The following is a 16769-nucleotide window of genomic DNA, read 5'->3' as shown; positions in this document are numbered from 1 at the left end:
CGACGAACGCCCCGCAAAGAGGGCATTTTCAAGAGGTGGAACAATGAAGATCATGATGAAACTTTTTCTTGCCGGTGCGGCAGTTGCCGGCCTCTGTGCTTCGGCACGGGCCGAGGACAAGCCGACAATCGAGATGATGTCGTCCTGGACGTCGGGCGGCGAAGCGGCGGCCTTGAACGTCATCAAAACCGAATTCGAAAAGCGCGGCGGCGTCTGGAAGGATTCCTCGATCGCCGGTTTCGGCGCGGCCGATGCCGCCTTCCAGAACCGGATCGTCGCCGGCGATGCGCCTGGCGCCAAACAGGGCGTCATCGGCCTTGCGGCTGCGGATTTCGTCGGCCAAGGCCTGTTCAACCCGATCGACGATGTGGCTGCCGCCGGCAAATGGGCCGCCGTCCTGCCGAAATCGATCACCGATCTCATTTCCTATGACGGCAAGGTCTATCTGGCGCCGACGGGTGCCCATGGCGAAAGCTGGGTCTTCTATTCCAAGGAAGCCTTCGACAAGGCCGGCATCGCCGAGGAGCCCAAGAGCTGGGACGCGTTCTTCGCCGATCTCGACAAGCTGAAGGCTGCCGGCGTCGTTCCGGTTGCCTGGGGCGGTCAGCCCTGGCAGCAGACCAAGGTCTTCAACATGATCCTGCTGTCGCAGGTCGGGATCGACGGCTTCCTGAAGATCTATGTCGACAAGGATAAAAGCGAGGCTTCGGTCGATGGCGTGAAAAAGACCCTGGAAATCCTCGGCAAGCTGCGCGCTTATGTCGACGCCGGTGCAGCCGGCCGTAACTGGAACGACGCAACGGCCATGCTGATCACCGCCAAGGCCGGCGTGCAGTTCATGGGCGACTGGGCCAAGGGCGAATTCACCGTCGCCGGCAAGGAGCCCGGCAAGGATTATGGCTGCATGATCGCGCCGGAGTCGAAGGGCATGGTCTATATCGCCGACTCGCTCTGGTTCCCGAAGACCAACAATGCCGCGACCGACAAGGCGCAGAAACTTCTCGCCGAGGTCGTCATGGATCCTGCCGTCCAGGTCGAGTTCGCGCTCAAGAAGGGCGCGGTGCCCATGCGCACCGACGTCGACAAATCGAAGCTCGATGTCTGTGCCCGGAAGGGGGCGGAGCTGATGGCTGCGGGCGCGATCGTGCCGGACCAGGCGATTGTACTCACACCCCAGCAGGTCGGCGCTCTCGACGACTACGTCGACGAATTCTGGAGCGGCGGCTCGAACGACGCAGCCGCTGCGGCCGAAAACTTCTTCGCCATCTTCGAATAGGAGAGCGCTTGTGGCGTCGGCCTGATGCCGACGCCACGGCTGCCGGCCGCCGCGATTGTGCAGCGGCGGCGCGCCCCTTTCATCTGTCGAGAGCTGGCCGATGTCCTTCAAACGCAAGCCTATCCTTTCCGCCACTATCGCTCTGCTGCCGACATGGTTCGTCGCGGTGGTGGTCTTCATCGGCACCATGGCGTGGTCGATCCGCCTGTCCTTCACCAATTCGACGCTTTTCCCATCCTCGACCTATGTCGGCCTTGCGCAGTATTCGAAGCTCTTCTCTTCCGCCAAATGGCTCGCTTCTCTGCAGAACGTGCTGGTCTTCGGCGTCCTTTACGTCGCCGGCTGTCTGCTGCTCGGCTTTCTGCTGGCCGCAGCGCTCGACCGCAAGATCCGCTTCGAAAGCGCCTTCAGGACCATATTCCTTTATCCCTACGCCATGTCCTTCGTCGTGACCGGGCTGATCTGGCAATGGATGCTCAATCCGACGCTCGGTATCCAGGCGAGTATGCGTTCGCTCGGTTGGGATAGCTTCGTGCTCGACTGGGTGGTCAATCGCGACATGGCGATCTACGCGTTGGTGCTCGCCGGCATCTGGCAGGGTGCGGGGCTGGTCATGGTCATCGCGCTTGCCGGCATGCGCGGCATCGAGGCCGAGCAATGGAAGGCGGCGCGGATCGACGGCATTCCCGTCTGGCGGATCTATGTCTCGATCATCCTGCCTCAGCTCGGGCCGGCGCTGGCGGCGGCCGGCATGCTGCTCGCCATGGGCGTGATCAAGACCTACGACATCGTCGTCGCCATGACCAATGGCGGCCCCGGCAATGCGACTGAGGTGCCGGCGAAATTCATCATGGACAATCTGTTCGGGCGCCAGAATCTCGGACTTGCCACAGCTGGCGCGACGGTGCTCGTCCTCGGCGTGATCATCGCGGTCGCCCCTTTCCGCTATGCGATGCATATGCGCGCCAGAGCGAAGGGAGCTGCCTGATGGCGGGTCCTTATCCGAACGGCCCGAAGCCGGCACGGCTCACCGCCGGGCGCATCGGCCTATACACCTTCCTGGTCGTCGCAGCACTTTTCTTCCTTCTGCCGCTCTACACCATGGTCGTCACCTCTCTGAAATCGATGGACGAAATCCGGCTCGGACAGATCTTCGCGCTGCCGGCCAAGCTCGATTTCTCCGCCTGGGCGACCGCCTGGTCAGGCGCCTGCATGGGAACCGTCTGCGTCGGCATTCGGAGCGGCTTCTGGAATTCGGTGGCAATAACCCTTCCCGCGGTCGCGCTCTCGGTCTTCATCGGCGCCGTCAACGGGTATGCGCTGTCGCTCTGGCGGCCGCGCGGGGCCAACCTGCTCTTCGGCCTGCTGATGGCCGGTGGCCTCATCCCCTACCAGATCTTCCTCTATCCGATGGTCCGGGCGATGGCGAATATCGAGCTCTACAATTCGCTTGCCGGCATCATTCTCGTGCATGTCATCTTCGGCCTGCCGCTGGTGACGCTACTCTTCCGCAACTATTTCGTCAGCGTGCCGGAAGAGCTCTGCAAGGCGGCGCGCGTCGACGGCGCCGGCTTCTGGCGCATCTTTTTCGAGATCATGCTGCCGATCGCCGTGCCGATGGTGGTCGTCGTTTCGATGCTGCAATTTACCGGCATCTGGAATGACTTCCTGCTCGGCCTCGTCTTCGCCGGGCGCGATAATCTGCCGATGACCGTCCAGCTCAACAATATCGTCAACACCACGATGGGCGAGCGCACTTACAATGTGAACATGGCGGCGACGATCCTGACCGCCATCGTCCCGCTTGCCATCTATTTCCTGTCCGGCCGCTGGTTCGTGCGTGGCATCGCAGCCGGCGCAGTCAAGGGGTAACGCTTCCATGCAATCCGCCGTCTCCGTCAAGGATCTGAAGATCGCCTATGGCCACCATACGGTGATCGAAAAAATGTCGATCGATATTGCCCCGCAGGAGTTCCTGGTGCTGCTCGGCCCTTCGGGCTGCGGCAAGTCCACTCTGCTGAACGCCATTGCTGGCCTGCAGGAGATCGTTGCCGGTGAGATCTGGATCTCGGGCAAGAACGTCAGCTGGGAGGAACCGAAAGACCGCGGCATCGGCATGGTCTTCCAGTCCTACGCGCTCTACCCGCGCATGTCGGTCCGCAAGAACCTTTCCTTCGGCCTTCGCGTCGCCGGTCTGCCGAAGGCCGAGATCGAGGCCCGTGTCGCCCGTACCGCCGCTCTCCTTCACCTCGACACGCTGCTCGACCGGCGCCCGGCCGAATTGTCCGGCGGGCAGCGCCAGCGTGTCGCCATTGGCCGGGCGCTTGTGCGCGAAGTGGATGTTTTTCTCTTCGACGAACCTTTGTCGAACCTTGACGCTAAGCTGCGCAATGAATTGCGCGTCGAGATCAAGAAGCTGCATCAGCGCCTCGGCAACACCATGATCTACGTGACCCATGATCAGGTCGAGGCCCTGACCCTTGCCGATCGCATCGCTATCATGCGCGACGGCGTCATCCAGCAGCTTGCCTCGCCGGCCGAGATCTATCGCCGTCCGACCAATCTCTTCGTTGCCGGTTTCATCGGCGCGCCGGCGATGAACTTCGTCGAGGGCCGGATCGAACGGGGCCACGGCGCGCTAATCTTTCGAAGCAAGGGGCTTGCTGTCGATCTCTCCGGTTATTCCTTTCAAGCAGCAGCGGCGGAAGGACCCGCAACGCTCGGCTTTCGCCCCGAGCATCTCGTGCTCGACGGAGCGGCAAGTAGCCTGCCCACCATTTCCGGCCGCGTTTCCGTTGTCGAGCCGATGGGGTCTGATGCGGTCGTCTGGTTCGACTGGGCCGATCAAAGCCTCTCGCTCAGGCTGATGGGCGATGTGGCCCTGCAGCCGGCCGACGCCGTGGCTCCCGGGCTCGATATCGCCAAGGCGTCGCTCTTCGGCGCCGACGGGTCGCGGCTCTGATGCGCCGCCCCTTGGTTTTCTCGCAATCGCCGGCGCGCTGCCCTCCGCTTTGAGCAATTGCTCCAGAACAGGATTTGGAAAGACATGTCTGAGATCATCTATGATGCGCTGGTGATCGGCTCCGGCGCGGCGGGTTCCTTCGCGGTCAAAGAACTGACGGCGCAAGGGCTGTCGGTGTTGCTTCTGGAGGCCGGTCCGGCCGTTGGGCCTGGGGATTTCGACCCGGCGCGCAAGAAGGCGCCCGCCAGCAGCATCAATATCTGGGAGCGTGCGCGCGCCACGATCAAGGGGCAGCCGATCCAGGCGCGCGCGGCCTTCTTTACAGAGCGCTTCAGCCACTTCTTCGTCAACGACCGCAAGAACCCCTATACGACGCCGAAGGGCGAGCCTTTCCTGTGGATCCGCGGCCGCCAGGGCGGCGGGCGTCTGCACAGTTTCGGCCGCGTGCTGCTGCGCTGGACCGACGACGATTTCAAGATCCGGTCGCGCTCTGGAAAGGGCGTCGACTGGCCGCTCTCCTATGACGAGCTCACGCCGTTCTACGACGAAGTGGAGACCTATCTCGGGCTCTACGGCAACAAGGACGATGTGCCGACGCTGCCGGACGGGATCTATGCCAATCCGGCGGGTCTGACGCCCGCCGAACAGATCTTCAAGCAAGCGGTTGAAAGCCGTTGGCCGCAGAGGCGCGTCGTTTCCTGGCGCTACATCGCGCCGGACGCCGAACGCATGCCGCGGCCGCTTAAGGATGCCAAGGCCACCGGCCGGCTGACGGTCCGCTACGACGCCGTCGTTCGCCGCATCACGACGGATGAGAAAACCGGCCGCGCAACCGGCGCGGAATTCATCGACCGCAATACGGGTGAGATATCGATGGCCCGTGCCGCGACGGTGGTGCTGTCGGCCTCGCCGATCGAGAGCGTGCGGCTGCTCCTCAATTCGGCCTCGGCCCAACATCCCGACGGCCTCGGAAATAGCTCAGGCGTTCTCGGCCGCTATTTCATGGATCAGCTTCCCTGCCTCGCCTTCGGATCTTTTTCGAAGGCGAAAGGTTGGGCGCCCGACGAATCCGCTCCGACCGACCCGTTCTACAATCCCTCGGGTGGGATCTTCATCCCCCGTTTCGGCGAGGGTGACGCGGCCCGCGGCGATTTTGACTACCAGGGCAGCGTCGGCCGGGCGCCTGTTTCCGGGGACACCGATGCGCGTCTCGCCTTCTTCGGCTTCGGCCGCATGCTGCCCTATGCCGACAACCGCATCACCCTCGATGCCAGGCGCAGAGACGCCTGGAACATTCCCGTGCCGCATATCCGCTGCGTCATGCAGGCGGAGGAGCAGGCGTTGCTTCGCCAGCAGGAGGAAACGCTAATCACCATGGTGAGCGAAGTCGGCGGTGAGCTCGAATTCATCGGCTCGCCCACCGGCCTCAAGGAGATGGGTAAGGGCGCCTTTCCCGACACGGACGCCTTCAGCCGCTTCATGTTCCGCGTATGGTTCCGCAAGACCATGTGCATGGGCGCGGCCATCCATGAAACCGGCGGTGCGCGCATGGGTGAAAGCCCAGAAGCGTCGGTGCTCAACCCCTACAACCAGGTCTGGGATGCCCCAAACCTCATCGTCACCGACGCCAGCGCCTTCCCCGGCAGCGGCATCGCGGGCACGACGCTCACCGTCATGGCCCTGACGATCCGCGCCTGCCGAAACCTTGCCGATCGATATCGGGCGGGGCAGCTCTAAGCTGCAGTTGGAACGAGAGACGGGCGTAACCGTTTCAGCTCGATTAGTGGCCGTCATATAGCCTTCGTACTGACATGCTCCTGTCAAAACAACAGGAAGGAAAAAACCATGGCTCAAACACCGCAGGACCAACTCGACCGCATAAAGGCCGAAATCGCAGACAGCTTCGATGAGGAGCTGGAAATGCAGATGGAGGAAGACCGCCTGGACGATCTGGTCGCCGAGGGAATGTCGGAACCTGCCGAGCAGACGCTCGAGCGAAAGATCTACTTCCGCGAACTCTTCCGGCTGCAGCACGAACTGGTGCGGCTGCAGGATTGGGTCCAGCACAAGAAGCTGAAGGTGGTGGTGCTTTTCGAGGGCCGGGATTCGGCTGGCAAGGGCGGCGCGATCAAGCGCGTCACCCAGAGGCTCAATCCGCGCGTCTGCCGCACCGTCGCACTGCCCGCCCCGACCGAGCGTGAGCGCCATCAATGGTATTTCCAGCGTTACGTTCCGCACCTGCCCACAGCCGGCGAGATCGTGCTCTTTGACCGCAGCTGGTACAACCGCGCCGGCGTCGAGCGCGTGATGGGGTTCTGCACCCCCGACGAGCTCGAGGAATTCTTCCGCTCGGTGCCGGAATTCGAGCGCATGCTCGTCCGCTCCGGCATCGTGCTGATCAAGTACTGGTTCTCGATCACCGACGAGGAGCAGGAATTCCGCTTCAAAATGCGTATCCACGATCCGCTGAAGCAGTGGAAGCTTTCACCGATGGACATGGAAAGCCGTGTCCATTGGGAGGAATATACCAAAGCCAAGGAAGAAATGCTGGCGCGCACGCACACCAAGGAGGCGCCTTGGTGGGTGGTGCAGGCCGTGGACAAGAAACGGGCGCGGCTGAACTGCATCGCCCATCTTCTCGAGCAGATCCCTTACGAGGATGTGCCGAAACCGGAAATCGAGTTGCCGGATCGCATCCGCCATGATGATTACATTAGGGCGCCGGTTCCGGCTGAAATGTTGGTACCAGAGCGCTATTGAAGCATAGCCGCGCCGGATCGGCTCCCGGAGCATGAAGCCAGGGGTCGCATGGTCCCTGGACCCTTCTGTATAAACCACGAGGCGCACCAAGCTTGCCAACCATCAGCAGGTGCTTGCCGCGCAAAAATTGGATTTTATCTTGATACCCGTTCTGTTTGCTCTAGCCTTGCTCGGGTGAGGCGATGGACCAAGCTCATCTGGCAACAGGAGGTCGATCATGACACGTCGTTCGAAGCTGATTATCCAAGAGGTCGCATTGTCGGCCGTCTTGGCGGCCGGCGCCGTGATCGGCATTCCCAAGTTAACCGATCCGAATACGGCGGCCAATTATCCCCTGGCAATCGGGGTTTTTCTGACGATGTCGGCGGCCTTCCTGCCCTATGAACTTATCACCGGAAAGTCGTCCTGATGATCAAGCGACTTGCCGAGGCAGAAGCGTCTTGAAGTTTTGACCTGGCCGCACATCGGATCACGATCAGTCGGCTTGCCGAAACATCGATAATCCGCAGTCCGCCGGCTACGCCGCGCGAGGCGTGGCGTAACGGTAGACCGTCTGCGGCCATCACATGCCGTCAGGCAGCGATATCGGCCATCCGGTTCATTTCCTCGATGGCTTCATCGGGCAGCACGAGGCCGGCGGCGGCGAGGTTTTCCCTGAGATGGCCAACGGAGGAGGTGCCGGGGATCAGCAGGATGTTGGGCGCGCGACGCAGCAGCCAGGCGAGTGCCACCTGCATGGGTGTCGCGTCGAGGCGTGCGGCAACATTGGAGAGCGTCGAGGACTGCAGCGGAGTAAAGCCCCCGAGCGGGAAGAACGGCACATAGGCAGTACCCTCGCGGGAGAGTTCGTCGATCAGGCGATCGTCTGCCCGATGTGCCAGATTGTACTGGTTCTGCACGCAGACAATGTCGGTGATTCCGCGCCCCTCGGCGATCTGTCTCGATGTGGCATTGCTTAAGCCCACGTGGCGGACCAAGCCTTGTCGTTGGAGATCTGCAAGCACCGTCAGCGGCGCTTCTATCGACCCTTCGGCCGGGCCATGCACGTCGACCATGATCCTGAGGTTGACGACGTCAAGCACGTCAAGGCCAAGATTACGGAGGTTGTCTTGTACCGCCTGCGTCAGCTCATCGCGCGAGAAAGCCGGAATCCAGGATCCGTCGGTGCCGCGCCTGGCGCCGACCTTGGTGACGATGACGAGATCATCGCGATAGGGGTGGAGGGCCTCGCGGATGATCTGGTTGGTGACGTGCGGACCGTAGAAGTCGCTGGTGTCGATGTGATCGACACCGCTTGCGACCGCCTCGCGCAGCACCGCAAGCGCGGCGCCATGATCCCTGGGCGGGCCGAACACGCCAGGCCCCGCGAGCTGCATGGCGCCATAGCCAAGTCGCTTCACGTTGCGGTCGCCGAGATTGAAGCTGCCGGCCTCATCGATAATGGACATGATCTCACTCCTTTCAAGAGGTGAGGCCGAGACTACGCCTTGGCGGAGCGTGTGATAATCGGGTACAATCCGTACAGGCCGTGCGGAGTAGCGTACAGTGAAAGCAGATTTGAGCGATCTCAATGCCTTTGTCGCCGTGGCGCGGGCCGGCGGTTTTCGCGAGGCGGCGCGGGCCAGTGGCAGCAGCGCCTCTTTTCTCAGTGAAGCGGTGCGTCGCCTCGAGGCTGAGCTCGGGGTCAGACTGCTCAACCGCACGACGCGCAGCGTCGTTCCAACCGAAGCGGGCAAAGGCCTGCTGGAACGGCTTGGCCCTGCTTTGACGGAGGTGGAGGCCGCGCTCGACGTGGTCAACCGATTTCGCGACAGGCCGGCTGGTTCTCTGCGGCTCAACGTGCCGGTCAGCGCGGCGCGCCTGGTGCTACCGGCCATCGTTCCGCCGTTCCTCGCCGCCTATCCCGATATCCGCCTCGAGATCGTCGCCGAGGAGAGCTTCGTCGACGTGCTTGCTGCCGGATGCGACGCCGGCATTCGTTACGACGAGCGGCTGGAGCAGGATATGATCGCAATAGCGATCGGGCCGCGCCAGCAGCGCTTTGCCACTGCCGCGTCCCCCGACTATCTCGACCGCCATGGCCGGCCGCAACATCCGAGCGAACTCCTCGGCCATGCCTGCCTGCTGGGCCGGTTTGACAGCGGTGCGCTGACGACGCCTTGGGAATATGAACGGGACGGCGAAGTGGTACGGGTCGAACCATCAGGGCCATTGATCGTCAAGGTCGGCGGGGCGACCGATCTGTCTGTCGACGCCGCCATAGCGGGCACGGGGGTGATCAGCATTTTCGAAGACTGGTTACGCCCGCATTTTGACAGTGGGCTTCTCGAGCCCATTCTCGAACCGTGGTGGCAGCGCTTTTCCGGGCCGTTTCTCTATTATCCGGGACGGCGCCTGGTGCCGGCACCGCTCCGCGCCTTCATCGATTTCGTCAAGGCGTCAGCTAACCCGGCTTGAACGAAGTTGCCCGGCGTCGGTCACGAGAACATGCCCGCGAAACCTACGGCGACCTCACGGATAGGCGGCAGCAATAACGATATCGCCTCTGTTTTTTCCTGATGCTCTGTGGAGTCGTATTTTCAGCCGAAGGAAACCGTCCTTCGGTTGCCTTCGAACCCATGGAAGTCGAAGGCTCTAAACGACAGGCCGGTATCGCTTCGAGAACGGAACGCTGCAGATCCGGGGTTCGATATCCGAAGAATATCGAAACCCCTTCGGAAGGCGGTCCTCGGCCACACCAAAGACATCCTTTTGCGCCGTAACCGTCACCATTCGTTCCTCAATGCACGCTTGGAGTTTCCATGACCATTGCGAAGTCTTCTGCGACCAGTTCGCTGACGGCTATGAGGATTTCCTCCCTTGAAAAACCCGATGTCAGCGCACGCTGGATCAGGTCTTGCAGCTCCGGCTCGACCACATCACGGCAATCCTCGAGGCGTTCTTCTGAAATGACAAGGCTATTCAATTCGTCCATTGTCTATCCTTTCGGGAAAGCTGTTAACGCACTGCCACCTGCTTCCGCCCGGCCGGGAGTCCTTCGCGCTGCATCTTCTTGCGTGCGGCGTTGCGCTGCCGGCTGATCGCCTGGGCTTTTTCTCTGACGCGGCGTTCCGAGGGCTTCTCATAGGAGCGCCGCTCCTTCATTTCGCGGAACAGCCCTTCGCGCTGCATTTTCTTTTTCAACGCCCTCAGGGCTTGATCGACGTTGTTGTCTCTGACGAGTACCTGCATGCGCATTCTCCTTGTTTGGATGGTGGGCCGATCTCCGTCAGCCGCGTTATCAGGTAATCAAGCCTGCATTCATGGCGGCTTAGAAGGCTAATGCCCTTCACGCTCCAGCAATGGGACAGCATCGCGACCCTTGCGCCGGCCGATCAACGACCGCAGCCGTATATTTTTTGGGTTCAAGAAAAGAAATCCTCCGACGGCCGTAGCCGGAATCATCTTGCTGCTGGGATTGCCCATGGGCCGTCCGGATGGCGCATTCCGCCGATCCATTTGCGTTCATTCCCGTATCGGCACTGCTTGTGTCCGGTGAGATCGATTGCGCTCTAAGGTAGGTGCCGGTGTCAAGGATTGCAACGGTGTGCAGCCGGGATAGAAGCTGCGTCAGAAGAGCACGGCCGCCACATAGTCACGGAGCAGTTCCTTCAAGTTTACCGGGTGTAAATTGGTCGAAATTGGTTCAAATTTGATTGGATTTAATAACGTATTGGTCGCTTCCTAAACGTTCATGCACGTTATGGATGAATGTTAAACTTGCGTTAAATACCCCATTGACTTGCATGATTAATAAGTTGTTAAAAGAAGTCGCTCGCGAAGGTCAAAATGACCCACAGAAATACAATTTTAGGAGAAACTAATGGCTTCCCCGGTTCACGCAACTGACGATAGTGCGACTTTTCAAGAAACCGACGTAATTTCCGGAAATCTTCTGTCCAACGATTCCTCAGACAACGGCCACCTGTTCTTGCGCGCCTTCGACCAGCAGTCGGTCGGCGCCAAGCAGGCCGGTCAGGTCACCGAAATCCATGGCGACTACGGCACGTTCTTCGTCAAGGCCGACGGCAGCTACACCTATGTTCTGAGCGACGCCGCCAAGATCGGTTTCACCCATGGTGAGACGCTGGTCGAAAAAGTTTCCTACAAGATCTCCGACGGCGCCGGTCACACCGACATGGGCCTGTTCACCATGAACATCCAGGGCGTGACTCAGATCAAGCCGGTTGCGGTCGATGACACCTACCACTTCACCGAAGGCCAGGCCATCGGCGGCAACGTTTTGGACAACGACATTGCCGGCGACAACGGCAAGATGTTCCTGCGCGAGTTCCTGAGCACCAAGGTAGGCGCCGCTGCCGACGCCGTAACCGACGTTGCCGGCACGTATGGCATGTTCCATGTCAAGTCGGACGGCACGTTCACCTACGACCTGACGGCCGATCTGGATGCAGGCGTGACCTACACGGAAGTTCTCCGCTACTACAAGATCTCCGACGGCGAAGGCCATACGGACACTGCCAAGGTAACGCTCAATATCCTCGGCACGGACGCTCATCCCGACGGCGTCGGTGTTTGATCTGAAGCAATAGATCAATGAGACAAGACGCCCGCCGCACGATCGGCGGGCGTATTCGCATCCGCGTTCCTCATATATCCTTCTTGGAGAGGGCGTTGTCACGTTGTTTGACTGAGGGGCGCATGAAGCGCTTCTCTTGAACTCAGACAGATGCTGCGGTCACTGCTTTCCGCTGCGCCAGAACGCAGCCGTCTTGATCAACCGCGCGCCAAAGCCAATGTTTCCGGCCGCCGATGGACACCACCACCTCGTCCAAATGCCAGATATACTTTTGTGACGGCTTCTTTCTACGCAACTGATTGGCATAAGCCGCCCCGCCGGCCCCATCGCCGGATCGTTTCGTAAGATCCGACAATGCCCCGCTCCAACAGCATTTCCTTCGACCAGCCGCAGGCTCAATGGAAACCGGAAGTACAGCCACACCGCATGGGCGATGATTTGCGGTGGAAAGCGGGGGTTCTTGTAGCTGATCGTCGGCGAGCTCATCCTCGCCCATTATCCCTCAACCGTTAAGCTGCAGACAACGTGACATCGGTTCCACGTGCTATGAACAGGCGACCGCATGCTTATTCCGGTGCTTCGCATCATCATTCTACCTTGGAGATACGGACAGACTACCGAGTTTCGGCCAAAGGGTTAAGGCACTCGACGCTGCCGATAATGTTCCTATGTTCCACTGCGTGTGGTGGCAGGAAGCCCACGCGCTTGTACCCAAGTCGGAGGGATTATGTCGGTCATCGCAAGGAACAATGTCACCGTGCGGGGTGAAGGACGGCGTGCCATGGTCTTTGCTCACGGCTTCGGCTGCGACCAGAACATGTGGCGGCATGTCACGCCGGCCTTTGAACAGGACTACAAGGTCGTCCTCTTCGACCATGTCGGGTGCGGCAAGTCCGACCTCGGCGCCTATGAGAATGCCAAGTATTCCAGCCTTGCAGGCTACGCGGCTGATATCGTCCAGATAGGTCAGGCACTGGATATCACAGGTGGCGTATTCGTTGCACATTCCGTCAGCGCGATGATCGGCATTCTCGCCTCAATCGACGCACCTGATCTGTTCAGCGAGCTTGTGCTGATTGGACCATCGCCCCGCTATATCAACGAAGAAGGATATGAGGGTGGCTTCACGCGGGAACAGATTGAGGAGCTGCTTGAGTTCCTGGACGATAATCACATGGGATGGTCTGCCGCCATGGGCCCCGTAATCATGGGCAACCCTGATCGCCCCGAGCTCAGCGAAGAGCTTGTGAACAGTTTTTGCCGTACCGACCCGGATATTGCCAAGGCGTTTGCGCGCGTCACCTTTCTGTCCGACAATAGAGCGGACCTTCCACGCTGCCAGGCACGGGCGCTTGTGATCCAAAGCAAGCAGGATGTCATCGCCCAGCAGGGGGTGGGGGAGTATGTGCGGGACCATCTGCCGAACGGGGAAATGATCGTGATCAACGCAACAGGGCATTGTCCGAACTTGAGCGCGCCTGCTCAGGTTATTTCCGCGATCAAAGCCTTTGTGTAAGGCTGGGCCTCAAGGAGGGCTGGAGGGCACCATGGAGGATCTGGACGACCTCTACGAGAATGCCCCGTGTGGCTACGTCTCCCTCGCAGCTGACGGCGTGATCGTAAAAGTCAATCGAACGCTTGCAGGATGGTTGGGTACGCAGAGTTTTGAGCTCCTCGGCAAGCGGTTTTACGATCTGCTGAACGTGCCAGGCAAGATTTTCTACGAGACACACTTTGCTCCTTTGTTGCGAATGCAGGGGTACTTCAATGAAGTCGCACTGGACCTCGTCGGTCCGGACGGGCGGAAGCTGCCTGTTCTGGCCAATGCGGCCGAACGCCGATCGAGCGACGGAGGTGTTCAGTTTACGCGCATAACCCTGTTTCAGGCGGCGGATCGACGGCGATACGAGCGCGACCTGGTGGACGCGAAGAACGCCGCCGACCGAGCCCGCCGAGAGCTCGCGGACCTGAACAGAACTCTGGAAGAGCGTATCGATGCAGGTATTGCCGAGCGGCTCCAGCTTGAGCAAGGGCTGCTTGCGGAAAAGGAGGTGGCTCGCTTAAGGGAGCAGTTTGTCGCAATCCTGGGCCATGATCTGCGCAATCCGCTCGCGTCGATTTCAGGAGGGCTCAACATTCTGTCGCGGGAACCTCAGACCGACAAGGCACGGCGCGTTCTGACGATGATGAGCCAAAGTACCGAGCGCATGTCCAGCCTGATCCGGGACATGCTCGACCTTGCGCGCTGCAGAGCTGGGCAAGGCATCGCTATCAATCCGAACCCGACCGACTTGCGGGCCGTGCTTGAGCAGGTTGTCCACGAATTACAGACCGCACATCCCGGCCGAGACATCCAGAGCTCGCTTGATATCGGGATCGAGGTACGTTGTGACGGCGGCCGGGTCGCTCAGCTGGTATCCAACTGCTGGGTAACGCATTGGCGCATGGGGCCCCCGACCGGCCGGTGAAGGTCGTCGCGGCATCGGCCCTGAATGAAATCCTGATAACGGTTGCAAATGAGGGCAAACCGATCCCCAAGCACGTAAAGGACCACCTGTTCGAGCCCTTCTTCCGGGTCACAAGCTCTGCGGAGAAGCAGGGGCTTGGCCTTGGTCTGTTCATCTCATACGAGATTGCTCGAAGCCATGGCGGTAGGCTTGAGGTCCACTCCGACGACAACCATACCGCATTCCTGTTCCGGATGCCGGTTTAACAGCGGCAGCAGAAAATTTGCGCGACAAAGGCGGGAACGACTCGAGGGTGGCACGGAAAGACGTGGCGCCGGCCATCGCCAGGGCTTCCATGCGAATACTTCGCGCGAATGGCAGTCGAACGGCCTTTGCGTTCGGGTTACCGTGCCCCGCATTGCGCTAGCGCCGTTAAAATAGCTGGCATTGTTCGCCAAGCCGCGGGCACAGCTTACACATCAGTTCTCGGCCTCCCACTCCGTATTCGCGGGCTTAAACGTTGTTGAGGTGCGCGGCGTCTCCGCGCCCCTCAATCTGTCGATCATGCAGATCGTGAGGTCGCCTTGCCGAGTTTCACGGAAGGCTCGCGACCCCAGACGCGCAGCTTGCCAAGCTCCGCCACGAAAGTGGAAAGGCCTTCCTCGCCTGGCAGGGCAAGGACACCCTCATCGAGCGCATTGGCGACGCCGGCCTTTTCCAGGAGAGGCAGTGCCGACTGGTCGTAGCCGATGAACTTGCAATGCTGGAAGGCGTCGGCGACAAAGTCACGCGCGGCAGCTTCGTTGACAAGGTCACCCATTGCTGCCGGAGAGGTCAACAACGCAACCGCATCAAAGAGGACCGATGGACCACCGTCGATCATATGGTGGGCCTCGATCCAGGTACCATCGGAGGCCGTCACGCCACCGACCTTTGGTGCTATCAGCTCGCATACGGCCTTTTCTTTAGCGATCGCGGTGGTCAGACCGTTCAAAAGCGATGCGTCCACACCGTCGGTGATCAAAATGCCCAGCTTGCGCCCTTCGAATCGCTTGGGGCCGCGCTCAACGATGCTGAGGGCCGGCGAAGCCTCGAGATCCTGACGGGTCGGCATCGCCGCATCTGCAGGCTTCGGCATGGATTGGAAGCCGAGCTTCTGGGCAACGGTTGTTGCCAACGTCTCGTCGATGTTGAGGAGATGAGCCACCATGCGTTCACGGATGACCGGCATTTCAACCTTGCTGAGTTCGAATGTCAGGGCCATGGCGATGTGCCGCTGTTCCGGCGGCGTCTGGCTGATATAGAATTGCCGTGCCTGGCTATAGTGATCGGCAAAGCTTTCGGGACGGAGCCGGACCTTCGGACCCCGTTCCTCAGACGCGAAGTGCCGATAGCCTTGGACCGGCGACTCCCGCGGCCCCCCGTTGCGCGAATTCGGTTGGTAATTGGTTCGACCGACCGGGTTGCGCATTGCCATGTGGCCGTCCTGCTGGAAGTTGTGGAACGGACACTTCGGGGCGTTGATCGGCAGATGGGTGAAGTTCGGACCACCGAGGCGCTTCAGCTGCGTGTCGAGATAAGAGAAGTTGCGGCCCTGCAGCAGCGGATCGTTGCTGAAGTCGATCCCCGGCGGCACGTTCTGGGTCATGAACGCCACCTGCTCGGTTTCCGCGAAGAAGTTGTCGGGCATTCTGTTGAGAACAAGGCGGCCGATCGGCTGGACCGGCAAAATTTCCTCGGGAATGATCTTGGTCGGATCGAGCACGTCGAAATCGAAGCTGTCGGCGAACTCCTGGTCGAAGAGTTGGACGCACAGTTCCCATTCCGGAAAGTTGCCTGACTGGATCGACTGCCAGAGGTCACGGCGATGGAAATCCGGATCGGCGCCGTTGATCTTGACCGCCTCGTTCCAGGCCACCGACTGAAGACCCAGCTTCGGTTTCCAGTGAAACTTGACGAAAGTTGATTCGTCCTTGGCATTCACGAACCGGAAGGTATGCACGCCGAAGCCTTCCATGAAGCGGAAGGAGCGGGGGATCGTGCGGTCCGACATGATCCACATGACCATGTGCATGCTTTCCGGTGTCAGGCTGATAAAGTCCCAGAAATTGTCATGGGCGGTCTGCGCTTGGGGGAAAGCCCGGTCCGGCTCCTGCTTGGCGGCATGAATAATGTCGGGAAACTTGACGGCGTCCTGGATGAAGAATACCGGAATGTTGTTGCCGACGAGATCCCAGTTGCCCTCCTGCGTATAAAGCTTGACGGCGAAGCCGCGAACGTCGCGCGCGAGATCGGCGGAGCCCTTGTTGCCGGCGACGGTGGAAAAGCGGACGAAGGCCGGTGTCTTCTCGCCGTGCCGCTGGAAGAGGTCGGCTCGCGTATAGCTCGCTAGGGATTCATATGTTTCGAAGAACCCGTGGGCTCCATAGCCGCGGGCATGGACGACGCGCTCGGGAATCCGTTCGTGGTCGAAGTGGAAGATCTTCTCTCGGAAGTGAAAATCGTCGATGAGGGCAGGACCACGGGCGCCGATACGCAGCGTGTTCTGATCGTCGGCGACAGGTCCGCCCTGAGCGGTCGTCAGGAGGGGTTGACCGCCCTCCGCGAACTGATGGAGTTCGCCGCCTTGACCTCGATGGAGCTTCTGGTCGTGGATTGTGGCGGTCGCCAGTTTAGGGCTTGCTTTGGAAGCCGTCGTCTTCTTGGCCATGGGGAGTCCTCCGTAACGTCTGTTGGGGGAAGGCA

General features: G+C 60.4%; 14 protein-coding genes and 2 pseudogenes. 11 read left to right on the top strand and 5 right to left on the bottom strand.

The window, feature by feature from the left end:
- Nucleotides 1–43: 43 nt before the first annotated feature.
- The 7 genes from PYR71_RS05630 to PYR71_RS05600 all read left to right on the top strand — a co-directional run bounded on the left by PYR71_RS05630 (nucleotide 44) and on the right by PYR71_RS05600 (nucleotide 7407).
- A complete protein-coding gene (locus PYR71_RS05630; protein WP_275618555.1) occupies nucleotides 44–1276 on the top strand; it encodes an ABC transporter substrate-binding protein in 1233 nt (410 codons plus the stop codon).
- Between the two features lie 100 nt (nucleotides 1277–1376).
- Entirely contained in the window at nucleotides 1377–2264 is an 888-nt protein-coding gene (locus tag PYR71_RS05625; RefSeq protein WP_275618554.1) for a carbohydrate ABC transporter permease, read from the top strand.
- Complete coding sequence (locus PYR71_RS05620) at nucleotides 2264–3148, top strand: carbohydrate ABC transporter permease (protein WP_275618553.1); 885 nt, start codon at nucleotides 2264–2266, stop codon at nucleotides 3146–3148. The genes PYR71_RS05625 and PYR71_RS05620 overlap by 1 nt, the downstream gene beginning before the upstream one ends.
- Nucleotides 3149–3155: 7 nt before the next feature.
- A complete protein-coding gene (locus PYR71_RS05615; RefSeq protein WP_275618552.1) occupies nucleotides 3156–4238 on the top strand; it encodes an ABC transporter ATP-binding protein in 1083 nt (360 codons plus the stop codon).
- Nucleotides 4239–4322: 84 nt separating this feature from the next.
- Nucleotides 4323–5975 (top strand): GMC oxidoreductase, encoded by a 1653-nt coding sequence (locus PYR71_RS05610; protein ID WP_275618551.1) that lies wholly within the window; start codon nucleotides 4323–4325, stop codon nucleotides 5973–5975.
- A 108-nt stretch (nucleotides 5976–6083) separates the two neighbouring features.
- Complete coding sequence (gene ppk2 / locus PYR71_RS05605; protein ID WP_183918454.1) at nucleotides 6084–6998, top strand: polyphosphate kinase 2; 915 nt, start codon at nucleotides 6084–6086, stop codon at nucleotides 6996–6998.
- 217 nt (nucleotides 6999–7215) lie between these two features.
- Nucleotides 7216–7407, top strand: coding sequence for a hypothetical protein (locus PYR71_RS05600; RefSeq protein WP_275618550.1), 192 nt, complete (start codon nucleotides 7216–7218; stop codon nucleotides 7405–7407).
- A 163-nt stretch (nucleotides 7408–7570) separates the two neighbouring features.
- Here PYR71_RS05600 and PYR71_RS05595 read toward each other — a convergent pair whose 3' ends face one another.
- Nucleotides 7571–8446 (bottom strand): aldo/keto reductase family oxidoreductase, encoded by an 876-nt coding sequence (locus PYR71_RS05595; RefSeq protein ID WP_275618549.1) that lies wholly within the window; start codon nucleotides 8444–8446, stop codon nucleotides 7571–7573.
- Between the two features lie 97 nt (nucleotides 8447–8543).
- Here PYR71_RS05595 and PYR71_RS05590 point away from each other — a divergent pair, with 97 nt between their 5' ends.
- Nucleotides 8544–9455 (top strand): LysR family transcriptional regulator, encoded by a 912-nt coding sequence (locus PYR71_RS05590; protein WP_275618548.1) that lies wholly within the window; start codon nucleotides 8544–8546, stop codon nucleotides 9453–9455.
- Between the two features lie 322 nt (nucleotides 9456–9777).
- On the opposite strand, the gene PYR71_RS05585 is transcribed toward PYR71_RS05590, so the two are convergent.
- The gene (locus tag PYR71_RS05585) at nucleotides 9778–9972 is read right to left on the bottom strand and encodes a hypothetical protein (protein WP_275618547.1); all 195 of its coding nucleotides are present in this window, start codon (nucleotides 9970–9972) and stop codon (nucleotides 9778–9780) included.
- A 23-nt stretch (nucleotides 9973–9995) separates the two neighbouring features.
- Nucleotides 9996–10229, bottom strand: a complete 234-nt coding sequence (gene rpsU, locus PYR71_RS05580) for a 30S ribosomal protein S21 (RefSeq protein WP_275618546.1) — start codon at nucleotides 10227–10229, stop codon at nucleotides 9996–9998.
- A gap of 631 nt (nucleotides 10230–10860) precedes the next feature.
- On the opposite strand from rpsU, the gene rapA2 reads away from it, so the two are divergent.
- Nucleotides 10861–11577 carry a calcium-binding lectin RapA2 gene (gene rapA2 / locus PYR71_RS05575; protein ID WP_275618545.1) on the top strand — a complete coding sequence of 239 codons (717 nt, stop codon included), beginning with the start codon at nucleotides 10861–10863 and terminating at the stop codon, nucleotides 11575–11577.
- 178 nt (nucleotides 11578–11755) lie between these two features.
- Here rapA2 and PYR71_RS05570 read toward each other — a convergent pair.
- Nucleotides 11756–12073, bottom strand: a pseudogene (locus tag PYR71_RS05570) (IS6 family transposase); the annotation flags it as partial.
- A 231-nt stretch (nucleotides 12074–12304) separates the two neighbouring features.
- Here PYR71_RS05570 and PYR71_RS05565 point away from each other — a divergent pair.
- Together PYR71_RS05565 and PYR71_RS05560 are read left to right on the top strand one after the other, a co-directional pair.
- Nucleotides 12305–13093: an alpha/beta fold hydrolase gene (locus tag PYR71_RS05565; RefSeq protein ID WP_096763920.1), complete on the top strand. Its 789-nt coding sequence runs from the start codon at nucleotides 12305–12307 to the stop codon at nucleotides 13091–13093.
- Between the two features lie 31 nt (nucleotides 13094–13124).
- Nucleotides 13125–14290 (top strand): annotated as a pseudogene (locus tag PYR71_RS05560) (PAS domain-containing sensor histidine kinase).
- Between the two features lie 296 nt (nucleotides 14291–14586).
- Here PYR71_RS05560 and katE read toward each other — a convergent pair.
- Complete coding sequence (gene katE / locus PYR71_RS05555; protein WP_275618544.1) at nucleotides 14587–16734, bottom strand: catalase; 2148 nt, start codon at nucleotides 16732–16734, stop codon at nucleotides 14587–14589.
- Nucleotides 16735–16769: the final 35 nt, after the last annotated feature.

The sequence above is a fragment of the Rhizobium mulingense genome (genome assembly GCF_029194105.1).
Lineage (GTDB): Bacteria > Pseudomonadota > Alphaproteobacteria > Rhizobiales > Rhizobiaceae > Rhizobium > Rhizobium mulingense.
Note: the sequence above shows the minus strand (reverse complement) of the source record. Positions and strands in the feature narration are given on the sequence as shown.